We start from the raw sequence: 19,546 nt of genomic DNA on the forward strand, positions 1-19,546 counted from the left end.
GGGTCAGGCGCTGAGCGGGAACTCCCGCTCCAGCTCGCGCAGGATGGCCACGTTGTGGTCGAAGGCCCGCCGGCATTCGTCGACCATGCGCTGCCTCTCCAGGTCGTCGGCCCGCACGTCGTCCAGCAGCCGGCGGTAGTCGCGCTTGAACGCCGCCGGGTTCGGGATCCGCTCGAAGACGTAGAACCGGACGCCGTCGCCCTTGCGGTCGAAGCCCCAGGTCTTCTCCGCCACGTCGCGCAGCACCTGGCCGCCGGAGAGGTCGCCGAGGTAGCGGGTGTAGTGGTGCGCCACATACCCGGCGGGCCAGGTCCGCGCGCACTCCTCGATCCGGGCGGCGTACGCGGCGGTGGCCGGCAGGGGTACGAGGTCGCCGGGCCGGACGTCCGCGCCCCGCAGGTGCCCGAGGTCGCGCTCGAGCTCCGCGGTGCGCGTCAGCTCGGGCCTGATGAACGGACCGGCGACCGGGTCGCCGCGCAGCGCCTCGCCCGCGCGCTCCAGCGCCCGGTAGACGAACCACAGCTCCTCGGTGTACCGCGTCTACGCCTCGACGCCGAGGCGGCCCGCGAGCAGGTGGTCCATGAAGTGGGACGTCTGCACCGTGGTGTGCCGCTCCTGCGAGGCGAGACGGATCTGCGTGGAGAAGGGTGTGCCGGTGGCGTCCAAGGCTGGCCTCCCGAGACCGAAGGGGCTGGAACGCGACGGCGACGGCTGTCGCCCCCAAGGTGTTCCCGACGTCCTGTCGGTAAAGACGCTACCCGCCCCGGGGCTCAGGGCAACGTCAGAATCTCGGCCCCGGTGTCCGTCACCACGAGCGTGTGCTCGAACTGCGCCGTGCGCTTGCGGTCCTTCGTGACCACGGTCCAGCCGTCGTCCCACATGTCGTACTCGTACGTACCGAGAGTGAGCATCGGCTCGATGGTGAAGGTCATCCCCGGCTGGATGACGGTGGTGGCGTGCGCCGCGTCGTAGTGCGGGATGATCAGCCCGGAGTGGAACGACGAGTTGATCCCGTGTCCCGTGAAGTCGCGGACCACCCCGTAGCCGAACCGCTTGGCGTACGACTCGATGACCCGGCCGATGACGTTGACCTGGCGGCCCGGCTTGACCGCCTTGATCGCGCGGTTCAGCGACTCCCGGGTGCGCTCGACGAGCAGCCGCGACTCCTCGTCGACGTCGCCGCAGAGGTAGGTGGCGTTGTTGTCGCCGTGCACGCCGTTGATGTACGCGGTGACGTCGAGGTTCACGATGTCGCCGTCCCGCAGCACCGTGGAGTCCGGGATGCCGTGGCAGATGACCTCGTTGATCGAGGCGCACAGCGACTTCGGGAACCCGCGGTAGCCGAGCGTCGACGGGTAGGCGCCGTGGTCGCACATGAACTCGTGCGCGACGCGGTCCAGTTCGTCCGTCGTCACCCCCGGCGCGATGTGCTTGGCGGCCTCCTCCATCGCCTGCGCGGCGATGCGGCCCGCGATGCGCATCCGCTCGACGGTGTCCGAGTCCTGGACCTCCGGTCCCGAGTACGGGGTCGGCGCCGGCTTCCCGACATACTCGGGACGCCGGATGTTGCCGGGGACGGAACGGGTGGGAGAGAGCTCCCCTGGTACGAGCAGCGACTGGCCAGACATGGCAGCGAGTCTAACCAGCCCTGCTGGGGCAGCATGGCCTGAGAGGAAGGAGCCGACGATGGCCCTGTTCAAGAAGCGCACGGTGGGCAAGCCGGGCGAGTGGTACTACTGCCTGCAGCACAAGAAGGTCGAGGAGGGCCCGGAGTGCCCGGCGAAGGACCGCTTCGGCCCGTACGCGTCGCGGTCGGAGGCGACGCAGGCGATGGAGACGGCGCGGGAGCGGAACCTGGAGTGGGAGAACGACCCGCGCTGGCACGACGGGTCGTCGCGCGCGCCGGACGACGACTGACGCGCCCTCGCCCGGGGGCGCTGCGCCCCCGGGGACCCTGCGCCTCAGACGCCGGCGGGGCCGGGATTGGCCGGTCTTGTCGGGGCTCCGCCCCGAACCCGGCGCCTCAGACGCCGGCGGGGCTGGATGTGCCCGGCATATCCAGCCCCGCCGGGGATTGAGGCCACCGCGCGGAGCGCGGTACCGGGGTCCGGGCCTGCCCCGCCACGCGGCGGAGCCGCACATCCGGTACAGCGGGAAGGTGGGGGCCCTCCCGCGACCGCCAGGCCGCAGGGGGAGGGTGGGGGAACACGCCCGCCGTAGGCGCACCGCCCCCTCAAGACGTCTCCGCCGCCTCCCGCCGTGCCCTCGCGTCCGGGTCCGTGTCCGCGTCGTACGTGACCAGCTTCGGCAGCACCGCCGCCAGCAACCCCACAGCCGCCACGCACGCCACCCCGCCGCCCCAGATCGCCGGCCGGGTCCCCGTCCAGCCCGCCATCGCGCCGGCGCGGACCTGGCCCAGCTGGGGGCCGACGCTGTAGGAGAGGACCTCGATGCCGGCCAGGCGGCCCCGCAGGCCGTCGGGGATGGTCTGGTTCCAGATCGTCGAGCGGCCCAGGCCGCTCAGCATGTCGCCGGCGCCCGCGAAGGCCAGGCACAGCAGCACCAGCCAGATGTTCGTCAGCAGGCCCGCCGCCGCCACCGCCAGGCCCCAGCCCGCCGCGCCGAAGATCACGAGAAGGCCGTGCCGGCGTACCCGGGAGGTCCAGCCGCTGGAGAGGCTGAGCAGGACGGACCCGGCCGAGCCGGCCGCATACATGAGGCCGAGCGACCACTCCGCGTCCAGGTCGTCCGCCAGGAACGGGAAGATCGTGTGGGGGAAGGCGAGCAGCATCGCCGCCAGGTCGACCGCGTACGTCCCCAGCAACACCGGGCGGGACCACGCGTACCGTGCGCCCTCCGCGATGCCGCGCAGGGACGGTTTCTCGGCGTCGTGGGCCGGCGGCGCCGGGTCGAGGCGCAGGCACATGAGCACGGAGACGGCGAAGCCGGCGACCGTGAGCCCGTACGCCGTGGCGTGACCCGCGTAGGCCACCACGACGCCCGCGACCGCCGGGCCGGCGATCGCGCCGAGCTGCCAGCGGATGGAGTTCAGCGCGGCGGCGGCCGTGAGCTGGTCGTGGGGCACGATCCGGGCCAGCAGCGAGTCGAGCGCCGGCCGCTGGAGTCCCGCGCACGCGGAGACCCCGGCCGCCACCAGGTACAGCGGCCACAGCAGCGGCTCGGGCAGCGCCGCGTTCACGAGCAGGACGCCCGCCAGCAGACCGAGCGCGGCCTCGGTGGCGAGAATCACCTTCCGGCGGTCCACGGCGTCCGCGAGCGCGCCGCCGTAGAGACCGAAGACGACCAGCGGGACCAGCTCCACCGCGCCCATCGCGCCCACGGCGAGGGGCGAGCCGGTCAGGTCCTTGATCTGGAGCGGCAGGGCGATCATCGCCATCGCACTGGCGAAGTAGGTGACCAGCCCCTGGGTCCACAGCAGCCGGAAGCCGCGGGACGACCGCCACGGCGCGAGATCGGGCAGCACGGCGGAGAGCTTGGAGGTCACGAGGGGCCATGCTCCTGTCGCCCAGGAGCCCCGGGCAACCGAATTACCAGCGCGCGGGCGGGGGCGCGGTGAGCTGGTCCGCCAGCCGGGAGAGCCGGTCCCGCAGCCGGGAGCGGCCGCGCGGCGCGGGCAGGCAGTTCTCGCCCGCCGCCGCGCTCACCAGGTGCTGCACCGTGTCGATGTCGATCTCCGCCGCGCCCTCCGCGTGGTCGGCGCCCGGCACCGTCAGCGCCTCGTGCGCCAGGCCGTGCACCTCGGGGTCGCCGTCGTCGAGCGCCAGGACCGTCGCACCCGCCCGCCGTGCGTCGTGGACCCGCTCCAGCAAGCCCTCGCCCGGCGGCGCGGGTGCCACCACGAGCAGCGTCTCGCCGCGTCCGGCCGCCTCGAGCCGGCCGAGCCCGACGGCCAGGTGCGCCGGGTCCGCGGCCCGCACCCGGTGCCGTACGAGCGTCGGCGCCAGCTCCGGCTGCCCCGACCACGCGGCCTCGTCGACGAGGTGCGCGGCCATGTGCCACGGCTCGTACTCCTCCGTCCCCACCAGCAGCAGTCCGCCGCCCCGGGGCACCACGGAGGACCGCAGCGCGCGGGCGAACCGCCGGGTCGCCGCGGGCCACTGGGTTCCGGCGAGGACTTCGCGCAGGAGCGCGACGCGTACGGCATCCATGGCGCGCATCCTGCACCGGACCGGGGTCGCGCGCGGCCGGGTCGGCCGCGTCTCACCCGAACGGGACCACGAGGCCCGCGAAGTAAAGTCGGCCCATGACTACTACTGGTACTGACAGTTCCGGCGCCGCGCCCAAGGCCCCGGCGAAGGACCCCTGGGAGCTTCCGGATGTTTCGGACCTCGTGGTCGGCGTCCTCGGCGGGACCGGCGACCAGGGGCGCGGGCTCGCCTACCGGCTGGCCAGGGCCGGCCAGAAGGTGATCATCGGCTCGCGATCCGTGGAGCGCGCCGAGGCCGCCGCGGAGGAACTGGGACTCGGCATCGAGGGCGCCGACAACGCCGAGTGCGCGCGGCGCAGCGACGTGGTGATCGTGGCGGTGCCGTGGGACGGGCACGCCAAGACGCTGGAGACGCTGCAGAAGGAGCTCGTCGGCAAGCTCGTCGTCGACTGCGTCAACCCGCTCGGTTTCGACAAGAAGGGCGCGTACGCGCTGAAGCCGGAGGAGGGCAGCGCCGCCGAGCAGGCCGCCGTCCTGCTGCCCGACTCGCGGGTCACGGCCGCCTTCCACCATCTGTCGGCCGTGCTGCTGCAGGACGAGACGATCGAGGAGATCGACACCGATGTGATGGTGCTCGGCGAGGTCCGCGCCGACACCGACATCGTGCAGGCGCTGGCCGCCCGTATCCCCGGTATGCGGGGCGTGTTCGCCGGACGGCTGCGCAATGCCCACCAGGTGGAGTCGCTGGTGGCCAACCTGATCTCGGTGAACCGCCGTTACAAGGCGCACGCGGGGCTGCGCGTCACCGACGTGTAGCGGGTGACCCGCGGCGGGTGCGGAGGCCCGCGGGGCATGGGGGACACTGGAGGGGACGTATCACCCCTGAAGGACACGACAGGAGCCGTACCCCATGCCCCGCCTCGCTCTCTACTCGCTCGCCGTCTGCGCCCTCGCCGTCGTCGCGGCGGTGATCTCCTTCGTGCAGGGCATGTGGCTCGGGATCGTATGGGTGCTGCTCGCCGGGGTGTCGTCGAACATGGCCTGGTACTACCTGCGCCGGGCGAAGGCGGAGCGCGCGGCGGCCGGCGCCTGACCGGCCTGACGCCTCAGGCGCCGGGACGCCGTCAGGCCGCGGTCGCGCAGAACTCGTTCTGCCCGTTCCAGAACTCGAACAGATCCCGGCCGCAGTAGATGCCGAGCTCGTCCACCCCGAGCGATTCCATGATCGCGTAGATGGTGTCGAAGAACACGGCGTTGACCTCGGGGATGAACAGGATCACGAAGACGATGATCAGCCCGAACGGCGCGATCGGCTCCACCTGCCGGCGCACCTTGTACGAGAGCCAGGGCTCGATCACGCCGTAGCCGTCCAGGCCGGGGATCGGCAGGAAGTTCAGGATCGCGGCGGTGACCTGGAGCATCGCGAGGAACGCGAGCGCGAACCGGAACTCGACCGGCACGCCGTCCAGCGCGTCCAGCCAGAACGGCGCGGTGCACACGGCGGCGAACAGCACGTTCGTCAGCGGGCCGGCGGCCGAGATCACGCTGTGCTTCCAGCGGCCGCTGATGCGGTTCCGCTCGATGAAGACCGCGCCGCCCGGCAGACCGATGCCGCCCATGATCACGAAGACGACCGGCAGCACGATGCTCAGCAGCGCGTGCGTGTACTTCAGCGGGTTCAGCGTCAGATAGCCCTTGGCGCCGATCGAGATGTCGCCGCCGTGCAGCGCGGTGCGGGCGTGCGCGTACTCGTGCAGGCAGAGCGAGACGATCCACGCGGAGACGACGAACAGGAAGACGGCGAGCCCGGGGTTGGCCGAGAAGCCGGTCCACACCGCCCAGCCGGTGACCGCCATCACCGCGGCGATCCCGAGGAAGACGGGACTGACGGCGCGGTCGCTGTGGCGCCTGGCGGCGGTGGTCATGAACGTCACTCCTGGAGGGCTGCGGGCGTGCCGGGCGGGCACGGCGGGACAGGTGCGCTGTAGACCGTACCGGTGACACGGGGTGAAACGTCCAGGAGGCCGGTCACGGTTCCTCGTCCGGCCCGAGCGGCGCCGGACCGCGGCCGCCGCGGGGGACAATGGGCGGGTGCGCTATCTCCTGCTCGGCACCACCCAGGCCGTCCACGACGACGGCACGCCCGTCCGGCTCGGCGGCGCCCGGCTGCGCGCCCTGCTGGCGGTGCTCGCGCTCCGCACGGGGCGCACGGTCCCGGTGCACGTCCTGGTCGACGAGGTGTGGGACGGCGACCCGCCCGCCGACGCGACCGGCGCCGTGCAGGCCCTCGTCGGCCGGCTGCGGCGGGCCCTGGGGCACGCCGCCGTCACCTCCGCCGACGGCGGCTACCGGCTGCGCGCCGACGCCGACGACGTGGACCTCCACCGCTTCGACCGGCTCACCGGGGACGGGGTGCGGGCGCTGGAGGACGGCGACGCGGCGAAGGCCGCGGCCCTCCTCGACGACGCGCTCGCACTGTGGCGCGGTCCGGTCCTGGCCGACCTGCCGGACCGCACGGCGGCACAGGCGCGGTGGGAGGCCCGCCGGCTGGACGCCCGCCGTGCGCGCCTCTCGGCGGCGCTCGCCCTCGGCGGCGCACCGGACGCCCTGCCGGAGCTCGCCGCGCTGTGCGAGGCGCATCCGCTCGACGAGCGGCTCCAGGCCCTGCGCATCCGCGCCCTGCGGGACACCGGCCGGGCCGCGCAGGCGCTGGCCGCGTACGAGGAAGTGCGCCGCGAACTGGCCGGCCGGCTCGGCGCCGATCCCGGCCCCGAACTTGCCGCGCTGCACGCCGAGTTGCTGAACCCTCCGGCAGCGCCCGCCGCCCCCGCCGGCAATCTGCGCGCCCGGCTCACCAGCTTCGTCGGCCGCGGACCCGAACTCCGCGAGATCCGCGACGACCTGGTCCGCACCCGGCTGGTGACGCTGCTCGGCCCCGGCGGCGCGGGCAAGACCCGGCTCTCCCAGGAGGCCGCGGAGCAGGCCGCCGCCCACCCCGGCAACCCCTGGCCGGACGGCGTCTGGATCGCCGAACTCGCGCCGGTGGACGACCCGTCGGCCGTACCGGAGGCGGTGCTCACCGCGCTCGGCGCACGCGAGACGGTGCTGCGCGGCGCCGGCGCGGAGGAGTTGCGCGCCGCCGACCCGCACGGCGACGACCCGCTGGTGCGCCTCACCGAGCACTGCGCCCGGCGCCGGATGCTCGTGCTCCTCGACAACTGCGAGCACGTCGTCGAGGCCGCGGCGGCGCTGGCGGAGCGCCTGCTGGAGACCTGCCCCGGTGTGACGGTCCTGGCCACCAGCCGCGAACCGCTCGGCGTCCCCGGCGAGCAGGTCCGCCCGGTCGACCCGTTGCCGGAGCCGATGGCCCTGCGGCTGTTCGCCGACCGGGGCGCGTCCGCGCGGCCGGGCTTCCGCGTCGACGCGGACGAGGAGACGGCCACCGCCGCCGCGGAGATCTGCCGCCGTCTCGACGGCCTGCCGCTCGCCGTCGAACTGGCCGCGGCGCGGCTGCGGATGCTCACCCCGCGGCAGATCGCCGACCGTCTCGACGACCGGTTCCGCCTGCTGACCAGCGGGGCCCGTACGGTCCTGCCGCGCCAGCAGACGCTGCGCGCGGTCGTCGACTGGTCCTGGGACCTGCTGACCGCGCCGGAACGGGCCGTGCTCCGCCGCCTCTCGGTCTTCGCCGGCGGCTGCGACCTCGCCGCCGCCGAGGCGATCTGCCCGGCGGCGCCGACCGGCGCCCGGGCGGCGTCCGTCGCCGCCGGGCCCGGTTCATCCGCGCCCGGTGGCGGGTTCACGGCCGGCCGATCGCCGGCCTCGGCGCCTTCCCCGACGGCGGCCGCCCCGGCGCACGAGGGCAACGGGCAGGGGAGCACCCGTGCCGCCGACGACGGGCAGGGCCGTACACACGTGGATGACGTCGCGGACGTCATCGGCGCCCTTGTCGACAAGTCGCTCGTCGTCGCCGAGCCCGCCGCCGACGGGCAGATGCGGTACCGGCTGCTCGAGACCGTCGCCGAGTACGCCGCGGAACGGCTCGACGAGGCAGGGGAGCGGGCCGCGGCAGAGCGGCGGCACCTCGTGCACTACCGGGAGCTGGCCCGCACCACCGACCCCCGGCTCCGCGGTCACGGACAGCACACCGCCCTCGCCCTGCTGCGGCGCGAGTACGAGAACCTGCGCACCGCCCTGCGACGGGCCGTCGCCGCCCGCGACGAACACGAGGCCCTGTGCCTCGTCGTCTCCCTGTCCTGGTACTGGCACATGCAGGATCTGCGCACCGACGCACGCCAGTGGACCCAAGCCGTGTCCACCCTGTACCCGGACCCCTTCGCGCCTCCCGTGCGCCCGGCGCCCCCCGTCACCGAGCGCTGCACCGACGCGCCCCCGCCGATGCGGCCCGAACTGCTCTCCGAGGCCCGGCGGCAGGCCGCGCTGATCCGGATGGTCAGCATGGACCACGGCGTCGAGGAGTGGACCACCCCGGAGAAACTCGAGTGGCTGAGCCGCGTCGTCGCCGTCTACGACGCGGGTCCGCCGCAGATCTGCCGCTTTCCCACCTCGCTCTGGTTCTACGCGGTACTGATCACCGGCGACGGCGACCGGGTGCGCCACGTCCTCGACCTGACTGTGCGGACCGCGGAGGAGCACGGCCCGGAGTGGGAACTGGCCAACGCCCTCCAGTGGCGGGCCAACATCCTCGCCAATCGCGGCATGTGGGCAGGCGACGCCCACCGCGACGCCGACCGCAGCCTGCGGATCTTCGAACGGCTCGGGGACGCCTGGGGCGTGGCCGAGGCACTCGCCTCCCGCGGCGAGGCCCACGAGCGTCAGGGAGCGTACGAGGAGGCCGTCGCCGACTACCGGGCGGCCGTCGAGCACACCGCCACGCTCGGCGCCCATGGCCAGGCCCACCTGCTCCGCGGCCGCCTCGCCAACGCCCTGCTGGAGCAGGGCCGCGGGGCCGAGGCCGAGGCGATCGTGCGCGAGGTGCTGGCCGCGGGACACGACGCCGGGTACGAGGCCAGGCCACTGGCCCGGATGGTGCTCGCGACGCGGCTGGGCCGCTCGGGCCGCATCGAAGAGGCGCGCGGCGAACTGGCGGCGCTGCGCCAGGACCTCACGACCGACACGCTCGCCATCTTCGAGGGCATGGTCATCGGCTTCCTCGCCTGGCTGGACGCGGTCGACGGCCGCCATGCCGAGGCGTGCGCCGGAGTCCGTACGGCGCTCGCGTACGCCATGGAGCCGCTGTCCATGATGGTCGCGCCGCAGATGCCCGCCGCGCACGTCCTCACCGCGGCCCGCGCGCTCGCGGGCGCCGGCGACGCCGTGCTCGCGGCGCGGCTGCTCGGCGCGTACGAGGGCCTGCTGCCGCCGGGCCACTTCAGGACGGCTCTGGAGCGGGAGAACCGGGGCCTCGCCGAGGACGCCGCCCGCGCCGCCCTCGGGGACGCCGCCTACGACGCCGCGTACGCCGACGGCGGCGGCCTCACCCTGGAGGAGGCCGCCGCCCTGGTGCGTGCCACGGGCTGAGCGCCGAGGACCGGACGTCAGGTCTTCCTGCGGAACTTGGCGACGGCCAGCGGCGCCGTCACCGCGGTGATCGCCGCCGTCCAGGCCAGCGTCGTCCACACCGACCCGGCGACCGGCCCGCCGTTGATCAGCGCGCGGGCGGCGTCGGCGAGGTTGGAGAGCGGGTTGTAGTCGGTGAACGTCTTCAGCCAGCCCGGCATGGTCGACGGCGGCGAGAAGATCGACGACCCGAACTGCAGCGGCACCAGCACCAGCATGGCCACCCCCTGGACGGCCTGCGCCGTCTTCATCGTCAGCCCCAGCAGTATGAAGACCCACGTCAGCGAGGCGCCGAAGAGCAGCGAGAGCCCGACGGCCGCCAGCAGCGCGGGCACGGAGGTCTTGATCTCCATCCCCAGCAGGAAGCCCATACCGAGCAGGATGACGATGGCGATCACCATCCGGCCGACCTCGACCACGATCTTGGCGATGAGCACCGACGAGCGGGCGATGGGCATCGTCCGGAACCGGTCCATCACACCCTTCCTGAAGTCGTCGTTGATGCCCGTACCGACGGCCATGGCGATGTTCAGGCCCATCATCGCCATCAGGCCGGGGACCACGTAGTTGACGTACGCGTCCTGGTTGCCCTTGCCGGAGATCGCGCCGCCGAAGACGTACACGAACAGCAGCGTGAACATGATGGGCATCAGCAGGACGTCGAACATCGACTCCGGGTCCTGCTTGATCTGCAGGGCGTTGCGGCGCACCAGGGCGCCGATGTGCCGCAGGCCGGACCGCAGTCCGATCCGCCCCTCCGTCCGGGGGGCGGCGGGGGCGGTGGGTGCTGCCGCGCTCATGCCGCGACCTCCTCGGGGATCGTGCCGGCTTCCTCGGCAAGGACGGGCGAGGTCCTCTCACCGGTGAGGGCGAGGAACACCTCGTCCAGGCTGGGCAGATGGGTGTCGATGTGCGCGATGGACAGCCCCCGGCCGCTCAGCAGGCCGACGACGGCGGTGAGTTGCTCGTCGCTCATGATCTGTACGTACAGCTGTCCTTCGTCCGGGACGGCCGACGCCCCTGCGGCGCCGTCGAGCCCGGCCTCGGCCACCGCCCGTGCCATGGCGGCGAGTTGGGTGGAATCGCTCGGCCGGATCCGCAGCGTGCGCCCGCCGACCCTGGCCTTCAGCTCCGCCACGGCGCCGCCGGCGATGACCCGGCCCCGGTCGATGACGGTCAGCTCGCCGGCGAGCTGTTCCGCCTCCTCCATGTACTGGGTGGTGAGCAGCACGGTCGCACCCTCGGCGACCATCCGCCGCACCTCGTCCCAGACCTCGCCCCGGGTACGGGGGTCGAGCCCGGTCGTCGGCTCGTCCAGACAGAGCACGGCGGGCCGGCCGATCATGGAGGCGGCGAGGTCGAGCCGGCGCCGCATACCGCCCGAGTACTGGGCGGCGGGCCGCTTGGCGGCCTCGGTGAGGGAGAAGCGCTCCAGCAGCTCGTCCGCGCGGCGGCGGGCGTCCTTGCGGGACAGGTCCAGCAGCCGCCCGATCATGTACAGGTTCTCCCGGCCGGAGAGCTTCTCGTCGACCGAGGCGTACTGGCCGGTGAGCCCGATGGTGCGGCGCAGCTGCCGGGGCTGCTTCACCACGTCGTAGCCGTTGACCGTCGCCCGGCCGGCGTCGGGGACGACCAGGGTGGACAGGCAGCGTACGAGAGTGGTCTTGCCGGCGCCGTTGGGGCCGAGGACCCCGAGGACCGTTCCCTCACGGACGTCGAGGTCCACCCCGTCGAGCGCCTTCGTCTCGCCGTAGTGCTTCACGAGGCCCCGTACCTCGACGGCGTTCTTGTCGGTTCGCGTCATGCCTGCCACGGTGCCCGGGCGCGCCGACAGACGGCCGACAGAGCGCCGACAGGCCGCCGACGAGAGGTCGGCGGCCTGTCGTTCGCGCAGGTCAGGACTTGGCGTAGTCCCCGAAGCCCGCCCAGTCGAGCATCACGCACGGCTCGTCACCGACGGTCCAGGCGTCGTGTCCCGGCGGGACGGAGATGAGGTCGCCGGGGCCGATCTCGAGGGTCTCGCCGCTGTCCATGACGACCTTCATCCGGCCGCTGACGGCGTAGCCCATGTGCGCGGCCTCGCAGCTGTCGGTGCCCGCGATCGGCTTGACGTGGGTGGACCAGCGCCAGCCCGGTTCGAACACCGCCCGGCCGACCGGCCCGTGCTCGGTGTTGATGAGGTCCAGCTTTCCCTTCCCGTCCTTGAACGCACGGGTCTCGTCGGCCGAGTCGAATTTCCTGCTCATGATTGCGGCCATGGTCCCGCCTCCCGGCGGTGTGCTGCGGTCCCCGAGTCCACTTCTCACACTACGCCGACAGCCCGCCGACGGGGGACGGTCGGCGGGCTGTCGTCTGTGCCGGGAGTGGCTCGGTGCGCTGTGCGCGTGACTCGGAGGAAAGACGAAGGGAACTCGGGGGCTCAGTGGAAGCTGTGCTCCTCGGCGGGGAACGCGCCGCCCGCCACGTCGTCCGCGAAGGCCTTCGCCGCGTCGCCGAGGGTCTGCCGGAGGTTCGCGTACTGCTTGGTGAAGCGCGGCACCTTGCCGCCCGTCAGACCGGCCATGTCGGTCCAGACCAGGACCTGGGCGTCGGTGTCCGGGCCGGCGCCGATGCCGATGGTGGGGATGTGCAGGGAGCGGGTGACCTCGGCGGCGAGCTCGGCCGGGACCAGCTCGAGGACCACGGCGAACGCGCCCGCGTCCTGGGCGGCCTTGGCGTCGCGGATCAGCTTGTGCGCGGCCTCGTCGCTGCGGCCCTGCACCCGGTAGCCCATGGTGTTCACGGACTGCGGGGTCAGACCCAGGTGCGACATGACCGGGATGCCGGACTGCACGATCAGCTCGGTCTGGGCCAGCGAACGCTCGCCGCCCTCCAGCTTGACCGCGCCGACCCCCGCCTCCTTGACCAGCCGGGTCGCGTTGCGCAGCGCCTGGACCGGGCCCTCCTGGTACGCGCCGAAGGGCAGGTCGCCGACGACGAGGGCGCGCCTGGTGCCCCGTACGACGGCCGCCGACAGCAGGGTCATCTCGTCCATCGTGACCGGCACGGTGGTCTCGTAGCCCAGGTGGCAGTTGCCCATCGAGTCGCCCACCAGCACCACGGGGATGCCCGCCTCGTCGAACACGGACGCGGTCATCGCGTCGTAGGCGGTGAGCATCGGCCACTTCTCGCCGCGCTCCTTGGCGGCGGCGACGTCGTGGACGGTGATGCGGCGCGTCTGCTTGCCGCCGTACAGCGCCTTGCTGCTGTCGGGAGCGTTCCGCGCAGGCTGAAGCGTCATGAGAATTCGGCTCCTTCGTCATCTCGAGGCGCCCTCACGGCGTCCCCGGACCGCCTCCATGGTGGCACTACATGCCGCCCCGGGAAAAGAGGACCCCGTCACACGGCCGAGTCGCGACGCCCGTCGCCACGCCGGGCACGGCGAAGTGTGCCCGTTCTGTCACAGCGTGGCCGCCGGCGCCGGCTCCAGGAACCCGGCGCGGCGCTCCGTCGTCATCGAGGCAGTACGGCCGTCCCCGGACGGCAGAGTGGCCACCGGCCATCGCCTAGGGTCCATAGGACGGCGGCGAGGCCGGTGGGACGGCAAGGCAGTGAGGACAGCATTTATGGCGCAGGCGTACACGGCGGCAAAGGGGAACGACGCAGCCCGGACGTCCACCGGCTCCCTCGCCGGGAGACTGGGGAGTCTCCTGCCCGCGCGGTGGCGCGGGGACCGGGGAGTCTGGCGGCGCGGCGTCGTCCTCGCGGTCTGCGCCGTGCTGATCGCCCTGCTGATGGCGCTGCACGCGCGGATCCCCAACCGGATCGGGAACCTCGGCAGTCTGACCGAGACGTTCCTGCCGTGGTTCGGCGTCTTCGTCCCGCTGATCGCCGCCGGGGCGCTGCTGCGGCGCTCCGCGACCGCGCTGATCGCCGCGGTGCTGCCGCTGGCCGTGTGGCTCAATCTCTTCGGCGGGCTGCTGACCGGCAAGGCCGCGGAGGCGGGCCACGACCGGGGTGATCTGACGGTCGCCACGCACAACGTGAACGCCGACAACCCGGACCCGGCGGGCACCGCGCGGGACGTCGCCGCCTCGGGCGCGGACGTGCTTGCCCTCCAGGAGCTGCCGGCCCGGCAGGTCGCGGCGTACGAGGGGGCCCTGGCCGGTACGTACCGCTACCACGCGGTGGAGGGCACGGTCGGCCTGTGGAGCAAGTACCCGCTGACCGGCACGGTCCCCGTCGACATCCGGATGGGCTGGGTCCGCGCCATGCGCGCGACGGTCGCGGTGCCCGGGGGAGAGGTGGCGGTGTACGTCGCGCACATGCCGTCGGTGCGTGTGAAGCTCAACGCCGGGTTCACCGCCAACCAGCGCGACAACAGCGCCGACGCGCTGGGCGAGGCGATCGCCCGCGAGCGGGTGGACCGGGTCGTGCTGCTCGGCGACCTCAACGGCACGATGAACGACCGCTCCCTCAACGCCGTCACGTCCCAGATGCGCTCCACCCAGGGCGCGGCGGGCGACGGGTTCGGCTTCAGCTGGCCGGCGGCGTTCCCGATGGCGCGGATCGACCAGATCATGGTGCGGGGGGTGGAGCCGGTGTCGTCGTGGACGCTGCCGCGCACGCCGAGCGACCACCTGCCGATCGCGGCGAGCGTCACGCTGTGACCTTCCCCACGCCGCCCCTCCCCTGACGGGGGCTCCGCCCCCGGCCCGGTACCGCGCTCCGCGCGGCGGCCTCAAGCGCCGGCCGGGCTGGATGCTCCAGCCCCGTGGCTTCATGACCACCACGCCGTTGCAGACGCTCGTGATGGCCAAGGCGAAGGACGCCCCCACCCTGGCCTCCGCCTCCAACCACTCGGCGTTCAATCTCGCCAACGCCGGCGGCGCCTGGCTCGGCGGCTCGGCCATCGCGGCGGGCTGGGGCTGGACCTCGCCGGCGACGGTCGGCGCGGTCCTGGCCGTCGTGGGGCTCGCGATCGCCGTCACGGCCGGGCTCCTGGACCGCGACCGGCGCAGGGGCCGGGGGCGTACGGCGAAGGGGGCCTCCCGCGTCGTCGCGGGAAGCCCCCTCGCACCGGGCAAGCCGGTCAGCTCGGCCGGCTCGTCGACTCGCGCCAGCGGTTCGTGATCGGCAGCCGCCGGTCCTTGCCGAAGCCCTTCGCCGAGATCTTGGTGCCCGGCGGGTACTGGCGCCGCTTGTACTCCGCCGTGTCCACCATCCGCAGCGTCTTCGTCACCAGCTCCTCGTCGAAACCGGCCGCCACGATCGCGTCCTTGCCCTGGTCCCGGTCGACGTACAGCTCCAGGATCCGGTCCAGCACGTCGTAGTCCGGCAGCGAGTCGGTGTCGACCTGGCCGGGGCGCAGCTCGGCGCTCGGCGGCTTGGTGATCGACGCCTCCGGGATCGGCGGGGTCCCGCCGCGCTCCTCGGCGGCGCGGTTGCGCCACTTCGCCAGCCGGAACACGGTCGTCTTGTAGACGTCCTTGATCGGCCCGTACGCGCCGACCGAGTCGCCGTACAGCGTCGAATACCCCACGGCCAGCTCGGACTTGTTGCCCGGCGCGAGCACGATGTGCCCCTCCTGGTTGGAGATCGCCATCAGCATCGTGCCGCGCAGCCGCGACTGCAGGTTCTCCTCCGCGAGACCGGTGAGCCCCAGCGAGCCCATGTACGCGTCGAACATCGGCTCGATCGGCACGGTACGGAAGTTGAGCCCGGTCCGGCGGGCCAGCTCGGCGGCGTCGCCCTTGGAGTGGTCGGAGCTGTACTTGGACGGCATCGAGACGCCGTACACGTTTGCCGCGCCGACCGCGTCGCAGGCGACGGCGGCCACGAGGGCGGAGTCGATGCCGCCGGAGAGGCCGATGAGCACCGAGCGGAAACCGTTCTTCGCGGCGTACGCGCGCAGGCCGACGACCAGCGCCGAGTACACCTCCTCGTCGTCGTCGAGCCGGTCGGCGTAACCGCCGGTGAGCTCCGCCTCGTACGCGGGCAGCGGTTCCTCGGACAGCACGACGCGGTCGATCCGCAGCCCGTCGTCGACCACGCCCTCCGGGGCGTCGGCCGCCGCGGCGGGGAGCTCCAGGTCGACCACGACGCTGCCCTCCGAGAACTGCGGGGCGCGGGCGACGACTTCACCGTCGGGGCCGACGACGATCGAGTCGCCGTCGAAGACCAGCTCGTCCTGCCCGCCGATCATCGCCACGTACGCCGTGGTGCAGCCGGCCTCCTGGGCGCGCTTGCGCACCAGCTCCAGGCGGGTGTCGTCCTTCTCGCGCTCGTACGGCGAGGCGTTGACAGAGATCAGCAGCCCGGCCTTCGCGCTGCGGGCGGCCGGCACCCGGCCGCCGTCCTGCCAGAGGTCCTCGCAGATCGCGAGCGCCACGTCGACGCCGCGGACGCGGATCACGGGCATCGTGTCGCCCGGCATGAAGTAGCGGAACTCGTCGAAGACGCCGTAGTTCGGCAGGTGGTGCTTGGCGAAGCTCAGCACGACCCGGCCGCGGTGCAGCACGGCGCCGGCGTTGTGCGGGGCGCCGGCGGGCTGGCCGTACTTGGGGCGGCCCGTCTCCGAACGGTCCAGATACCCGACGATCACGGGCAGTTCACCGAACCCCTCGGCGTCGAGCCGCGCGGCGAGGGTGCGCAGCGCGGCGCGGGACGCTTCGACGAAGGACGACCGCAGGGCGAGGTCCTCGACGGGGTAGCCGGTCAACACCATCTCGGGGAACGCGACGAGATGCGCCCCCTGCTCGGCGGCGTGCCGGGTCCAGTGCACGATCGCCTCGGCGTTGCCGGTGAGGTCGCCGACGGTCGAGTCGATCTGATTCAGAGCGAGGCGTAGTTGAGGCACGGGGGCCAGTGTAATCGTCTTTCTGACGCGATGCCCTTCCGGGTGACGCGCGCCACGCTTTGCGCGGGTCCGCGCTCCACCGGGCTCCCGGGGCTTTGCCCCGGGAGCCCGTACCCGCTGAGTCAGGCGTGTCGGGCTCCCCCCGGGGCCTGGTACCGCGCTTCGCCCGGTGGCTCCATCTCCCCCTACGGCCTGGCGGCCGCAGGGGCACCTCCCGCACCGCCAGGCGTGGGGGTAGTACCTCCAAGGTCGGGCTTGAGTTGCCCGGCGACTTCAGCCCCGCAGCGGGGCGCCTCCCGCGGCCGTCAGGCCGTAGGGGGCGGGTCCGTGATGGAGACCGGCCGACTCAGCCCCGCTGGGGGCGCCTCCCACGGCCGTCAGGCCGTAGGGGAGGTTGAGGCGCGGGGTTCGGGGCGGAGCCCCGACGGGGGCCGGACAGTTCCCGGCTCCGCCGGGGATTGGAGGCGCGGGTTCGGGCAGAGCCCGGTCCGGGGGCGGGAACGGCCCCGGACCGGGCTCCGACGGGGCGGCCGGTCAGGTCATCGCGCCCGCGCCCGTCAACCGCTCCGTCCCGCTCTCCGCGTACACCCGTTCCGCCCACCCCGCCAGCTGGTCCTCGCTCAGGTGCTGCGCCAGGTCCGCCTCGCTGATCATGCCGACCAGCCGCTTGTTCTCGATGACCGGCAGCCGCCGGATCTGGTGGCCCTGCATCTCGCGCAGCACCGCCTCGACGTCCGCGCCCGCGTCGATCCACCGCGGGGTGCCCTTCGCCATGTCGGCCGCCGTGACCCGCGACGGGTCGTGGCCCATGGCCACGCAGCCGACGACGATGTCGCGGTCGGTCAGGATGCCGCACAGGCGCTCGTCGGCGTCGGCGATCGGCAGCGCGCCCACGTCCAGCTCGCGCATCAGCTGGGCGGCGCGGTCGAGGGTCTCGTGTTCGGGGATCCACCGGGCCCCCGCGTGCATGATGTCCTTCGCCGTGGTCATGGGACCTGCCTCCTGGATGCCGTAAGGCCCCGAGCCACCCCATTGTCGTTGCGCCGTCCGGGGCACGCGACCGCAGTGGCCGCGCGCCCCGTCCAGGCCGGACGCGAGGTCGGACCCGGACGAGGCACGCGCCGGACGCGCCTTCAGGTGCGGGGCTGCGCGCCCCGCTTGCGCAGCAGGTCGACCATCAGCTCGACCTCCGACACCTGCGCGTCCACCATGCCCTGCGCCAGGTCCCGTTCCACGCCCACCTCGCACTGCTCGACACAGCCCTTGGCCATGGCGATGCCGCCGTTGTGGTGGACGATCATCAGCTGGAGGTAGAGGATCTCGGCCTGCTCGCCGCTGAGCCGGGACAGCCGCTCCACATCAGCCTTGGTCGCCATGCCGGGCATCAGCGCACCGTCCCCGGCCTTGAGGCCGCCGTGCCCACCGTGCCCGCCGTGGCCGGAGGTGCTGCCCATCCACGCCATGGGCTCCGCGTCGGCCTGCACCTTCGGCAGCCCCCACAGGTCGAGCCAGCCGAGCATCATCCCGCGCTGGTTCGCCTGCGTGTTGGCGATGTCGTACGCGAGCCTGCGCACCTCGTCGCCCTGCGTCCGCTCGCGGACGATGAACGACATCTCCACCGCCTGCTGGTGGTGCACCGACATGTCCCGGGCGAAACCGGCGTCCGCGGACGCCGCCGTCGGCGTGCGGTCCGCGGGGGAGCCGCCGTCGCCCGCGGAGGCCACCGTGGCGGCCCCCGCGAACAGCAGGGCGAGGACGACCGCGGTGACTGCCGCCCAGTGCGTACGCGTCATGCCCTTCACTTGCCGCTCAGTCCGCCCGTGCAGGCAGCGCCCGGCTCGGGCGTCTGCGGGCCCTGGACGTACTTGGTGAAGAACTGGCTGACCCGCTTGTCGTCGGCCGAGTCGACGGCGACCTGCTTGCCCCAGGCGCTGAGCACGATCGAGCCGTCCTGATCCTTGTACGGGCTCATCAGCGAGTACGGCGTCTTCTTGACCCGCTCGGCGAGCTTGTCCACATCGGCCTTGTCGGCCTTGTCGGTGTAGGTCACCCACACCGCGCCGTGCTCCAGCGAGTGGACGGCGTTGGCGTCGGGGATCGGCTCCTTGTAGACGTCGCCGTTGCAGTTCATCCACACCTGCTTGTGGTCGCCGCCGACCGGCGGCTGCATCTCGTACGTGACCGGCGTGTCCACGTGGTTGCGGCCGAGCTTCTTCGCGTCCCAGCTCTGCTCGTCCTTGACGGGAGCCTTCGCCTCGGCGACGCGCTGCTCCTTCTCCTCGGACTCCTTGTTGAGCACGAAGATTCCGAAGCCGACGAGGCCGGCGACGACGACGCCGCTGATGCCGATGGTGAGGAAGCGGTTGCGGCGCTCGCGCGACTGCTCGGCGCGGCGCATCTGCTCTATGCGGGCCCGGCGGTCGTTGGTGGTGTTACGGGAAGCCATGGTGGCGATGTCCTTCGTGAAGTCTGCGGAATGGGGGGTTCAGCGATGTGCAGGGCGATGCGGACGCGCATCACGTCCGCATCACCTGAAGGACGTGCAGGTCCGGGGCGCGTGCCTGCGCTCCCGAGTGGTGCGGCGGGGCGGCGTCGGGGTCCGTCCCCAAGGACGCGGGGGCGGCTCCCGCGGGCGGCGGGGCGTCCAGCGGCGGCGCGGTGAGCACCGCGGGGCCCAGCACGGGCCTCAGCCCGCAACCGCCGTCGTCGTACGGACAGCTGTACGCGGTCGCCGAGAGCGGTCCGTACGCCGACTCGGCGGCCGACTCGTACGCCGCGGAGGCGGTCGCCTCGTGCGCACCGCCCGGGCCCAGGCAGAAGAAGAGCGCGCCGAGGAACGTCGCCACGGCACTCAGCAGAGCCGTGGGACGCGTGCGGCGCGAGAGGCGGTGGACCCGCGAACCCCCCATGGCCGCAGATCGTAGTGGGCGCGGCTGTCGGGTACCGCAGTCGGGCGGCGA

The 19,546-nt window shown here is 73.1% G+C and carries 18 protein-coding genes and 2 pseudogenes; 6 read left to right on the top strand and 14 right to left on the bottom strand.

Annotated elements, in window-relative coordinates:
- Positions 1–3: 3 nt before the first annotated feature.
- Together ACFYOP_RS07975 and map are read right to left on the bottom strand one after the other, a co-directional pair.
- Positions 4–666 (bottom strand): annotated as a pseudogene (locus tag ACFYOP_RS07975) (heme oxygenase (biliverdin-producing)).
- Between the two features lie 104 nt (positions 667–770).
- Positions 771–1,628 carry a type I methionyl aminopeptidase gene (map, locus tag ACFYOP_RS07980; protein WP_356891455.1) on the bottom strand — a complete coding sequence of 286 codons (858 nt, stop codon included), beginning with the start codon at positions 1,626–1,628 and terminating at the stop codon, positions 771–773.
- Between the two features lie 58 nt (positions 1,629–1,686).
- Here map and ACFYOP_RS07985 point away from each other — a divergent pair, with 58 nt between their 5' ends.
- Entirely contained in the window at positions 1,687–1,917 is a 231-nt protein-coding gene (locus ACFYOP_RS07985; protein ID WP_356891457.1) for a hypothetical protein, read from the top strand.
- Positions 1,918–2,233: 316 nt separating this feature from the next.
- On the opposite strand, the gene ACFYOP_RS07990 is transcribed toward ACFYOP_RS07985, so the two are convergent.
- A complete protein-coding gene (locus ACFYOP_RS07990) occupies positions 2,234–3,505 on the bottom strand; it encodes an MFS transporter (protein WP_356891459.1) in 1,272 nt (423 codons plus the stop codon).
- 43 nt (positions 3,506–3,548) lie between these two features.
- Complete coding sequence (locus tag ACFYOP_RS07995) at positions 3,549–4,169, bottom strand: hypothetical protein (RefSeq protein ID WP_356891461.1); 621 nt, start codon at positions 4,167–4,169, stop codon at positions 3,549–3,551.
- 95 nt (positions 4,170–4,264) lie between these two features.
- On the opposite strand from ACFYOP_RS07995, the gene npdG reads away from it, so the two are divergent.
- Together npdG and ACFYOP_RS08005 are read left to right on the top strand one after the other, a co-directional pair.
- The gene (gene npdG / locus ACFYOP_RS08000; protein ID WP_356891463.1) at positions 4,265–4,984 is read left to right on the top strand and encodes an NADPH-dependent F420 reductase; all 720 of its coding nucleotides are present in this window, start codon (positions 4,265–4,267) and stop codon (positions 4,982–4,984) included.
- A gap of 94 nt (positions 4,985–5,078) precedes the next feature.
- Entirely contained in the window at positions 5,079–5,261 is a 183-nt protein-coding gene (locus ACFYOP_RS08005) for a hypothetical protein (protein ID WP_356891465.1), read from the top strand.
- A gap of 31 nt (positions 5,262–5,292) precedes the next feature.
- Here the strand turns inward: ACFYOP_RS08005 and ACFYOP_RS08010 are convergent, their stop codons facing one another.
- Entirely contained in the window at positions 5,293–6,093 is an 801-nt protein-coding gene (locus tag ACFYOP_RS08010; RefSeq protein WP_356891466.1) for a site-2 protease family protein, read from the bottom strand.
- Positions 6,094–6,259: 166 nt separating this feature from the next.
- On the opposite strand from ACFYOP_RS08010, the gene ACFYOP_RS08015 reads away from it, so the two are divergent.
- Positions 6,260–9,709 carry a BTAD domain-containing putative transcriptional regulator gene (locus ACFYOP_RS08015; protein WP_356891468.1) on the top strand — a complete coding sequence of 1,150 codons (3,450 nt, stop codon included), beginning with the start codon at positions 6,260–6,262 and terminating at the stop codon, positions 9,707–9,709.
- A 17-nt stretch (positions 9,710–9,726) separates the two neighbouring features.
- On the opposite strand, the gene ACFYOP_RS08020 is transcribed toward ACFYOP_RS08015, so the two are convergent.
- The 4 genes from ACFYOP_RS08020 to panB form a co-directional block, all read right to left on the bottom strand.
- Positions 9,727–10,548, bottom strand: a complete 822-nt coding sequence (locus tag ACFYOP_RS08020) for an ABC transporter permease (RefSeq protein ID WP_356891470.1) — start codon at positions 10,546–10,548, stop codon at positions 9,727–9,729.
- Positions 10,545–11,552: an ATP-binding cassette domain-containing protein gene (locus ACFYOP_RS08025; RefSeq protein WP_356891472.1), complete on the bottom strand. Its 1,008-nt coding sequence runs from the start codon at positions 11,550–11,552 to the stop codon at positions 10,545–10,547. Before ACFYOP_RS08025 ends, ACFYOP_RS08020 begins: the two co-directional genes overlap by 4 nt.
- Positions 11,553–11,643: 91 nt before the next feature.
- The gene (locus ACFYOP_RS08030; RefSeq protein ID WP_356891474.1) at positions 11,644–12,006 is read right to left on the bottom strand and encodes a cupin domain-containing protein; all 363 of its coding nucleotides are present in this window, start codon (positions 12,004–12,006) and stop codon (positions 11,644–11,646) included.
- 161 nt (positions 12,007–12,167) lie between these two features.
- Positions 12,168–13,028, bottom strand: coding sequence for a 3-methyl-2-oxobutanoate hydroxymethyltransferase (gene panB, locus ACFYOP_RS08035; protein ID WP_356891476.1), 861 nt, complete (start codon positions 13,026–13,028; stop codon positions 12,168–12,170).
- 325 nt (positions 13,029–13,353) lie between these two features.
- Here panB and ACFYOP_RS08040 point away from each other — a divergent pair, with 325 nt between their 5' ends.
- Both ACFYOP_RS08040 and ACFYOP_RS08045 read left to right on the top strand, forming a co-directional pair.
- On the top strand, positions 13,354–14,397 hold the full coding sequence (locus ACFYOP_RS08040; protein ID WP_356891478.1) for an endonuclease/exonuclease/phosphatase family protein: 1,044 nt from the start codon (positions 13,354–13,356) through the stop codon (positions 14,395–14,397).
- 106 nt (positions 14,398–14,503) lie between these two features.
- Positions 14,504–14,860: pseudogene (locus ACFYOP_RS08045) on the top strand (MFS transporter); the annotation flags it as partial.
- Here ACFYOP_RS08045 and ACFYOP_RS08050 read toward each other — a convergent pair.
- The 5 genes from ACFYOP_RS08050 to ACFYOP_RS08070 form a co-directional block, all read right to left on the bottom strand.
- The gene (locus ACFYOP_RS08050; protein ID WP_356891480.1) at positions 14,820–16,586 is read right to left on the bottom strand and encodes an NAD+ synthase; all 1,767 of its coding nucleotides are present in this window, start codon (positions 16,584–16,586) and stop codon (positions 14,820–14,822) included. The pseudogene ACFYOP_RS08045 and the gene ACFYOP_RS08050 sit on opposite strands and share 41 nt — an antisense overlap.
- Positions 16,587–17,120: 534 nt before the next feature.
- Positions 17,121–17,576 (bottom strand): CBS domain-containing protein, encoded by a 456-nt coding sequence (locus ACFYOP_RS08055; RefSeq protein WP_356891482.1) that lies wholly within the window; start codon positions 17,574–17,576, stop codon positions 17,121–17,123.
- 143 nt (positions 17,577–17,719) lie between these two features.
- Entirely contained in the window at positions 17,720–18,379 is a 660-nt protein-coding gene (locus ACFYOP_RS08060) for a DUF305 domain-containing protein (RefSeq protein ID WP_356891484.1), read from the bottom strand.
- A gap of 5 nt (positions 18,380–18,384) precedes the next feature.
- Positions 18,385–19,032 (bottom strand): DUF3105 domain-containing protein, encoded by a 648-nt coding sequence (locus ACFYOP_RS08065; RefSeq protein WP_356891486.1) that lies wholly within the window; start codon positions 19,030–19,032, stop codon positions 18,385–18,387.
- A gap of 70 nt (positions 19,033–19,102) precedes the next feature.
- Entirely contained in the window at positions 19,103–19,495 is a 393-nt protein-coding gene (locus ACFYOP_RS08070; RefSeq protein ID WP_356891488.1) for a hypothetical protein, read from the bottom strand.
- Between the last annotated feature and the right edge of the window lie 51 nt (positions 19,496–19,546).

Source organism: Streptomyces sp. NPDC006294 (assembly GCF_042870895.1).
In the GTDB taxonomy this organism is placed as follows: domain Bacteria; phylum Actinomycetota; class Actinomycetes; order Streptomycetales; family Streptomycetaceae; genus Streptomyces.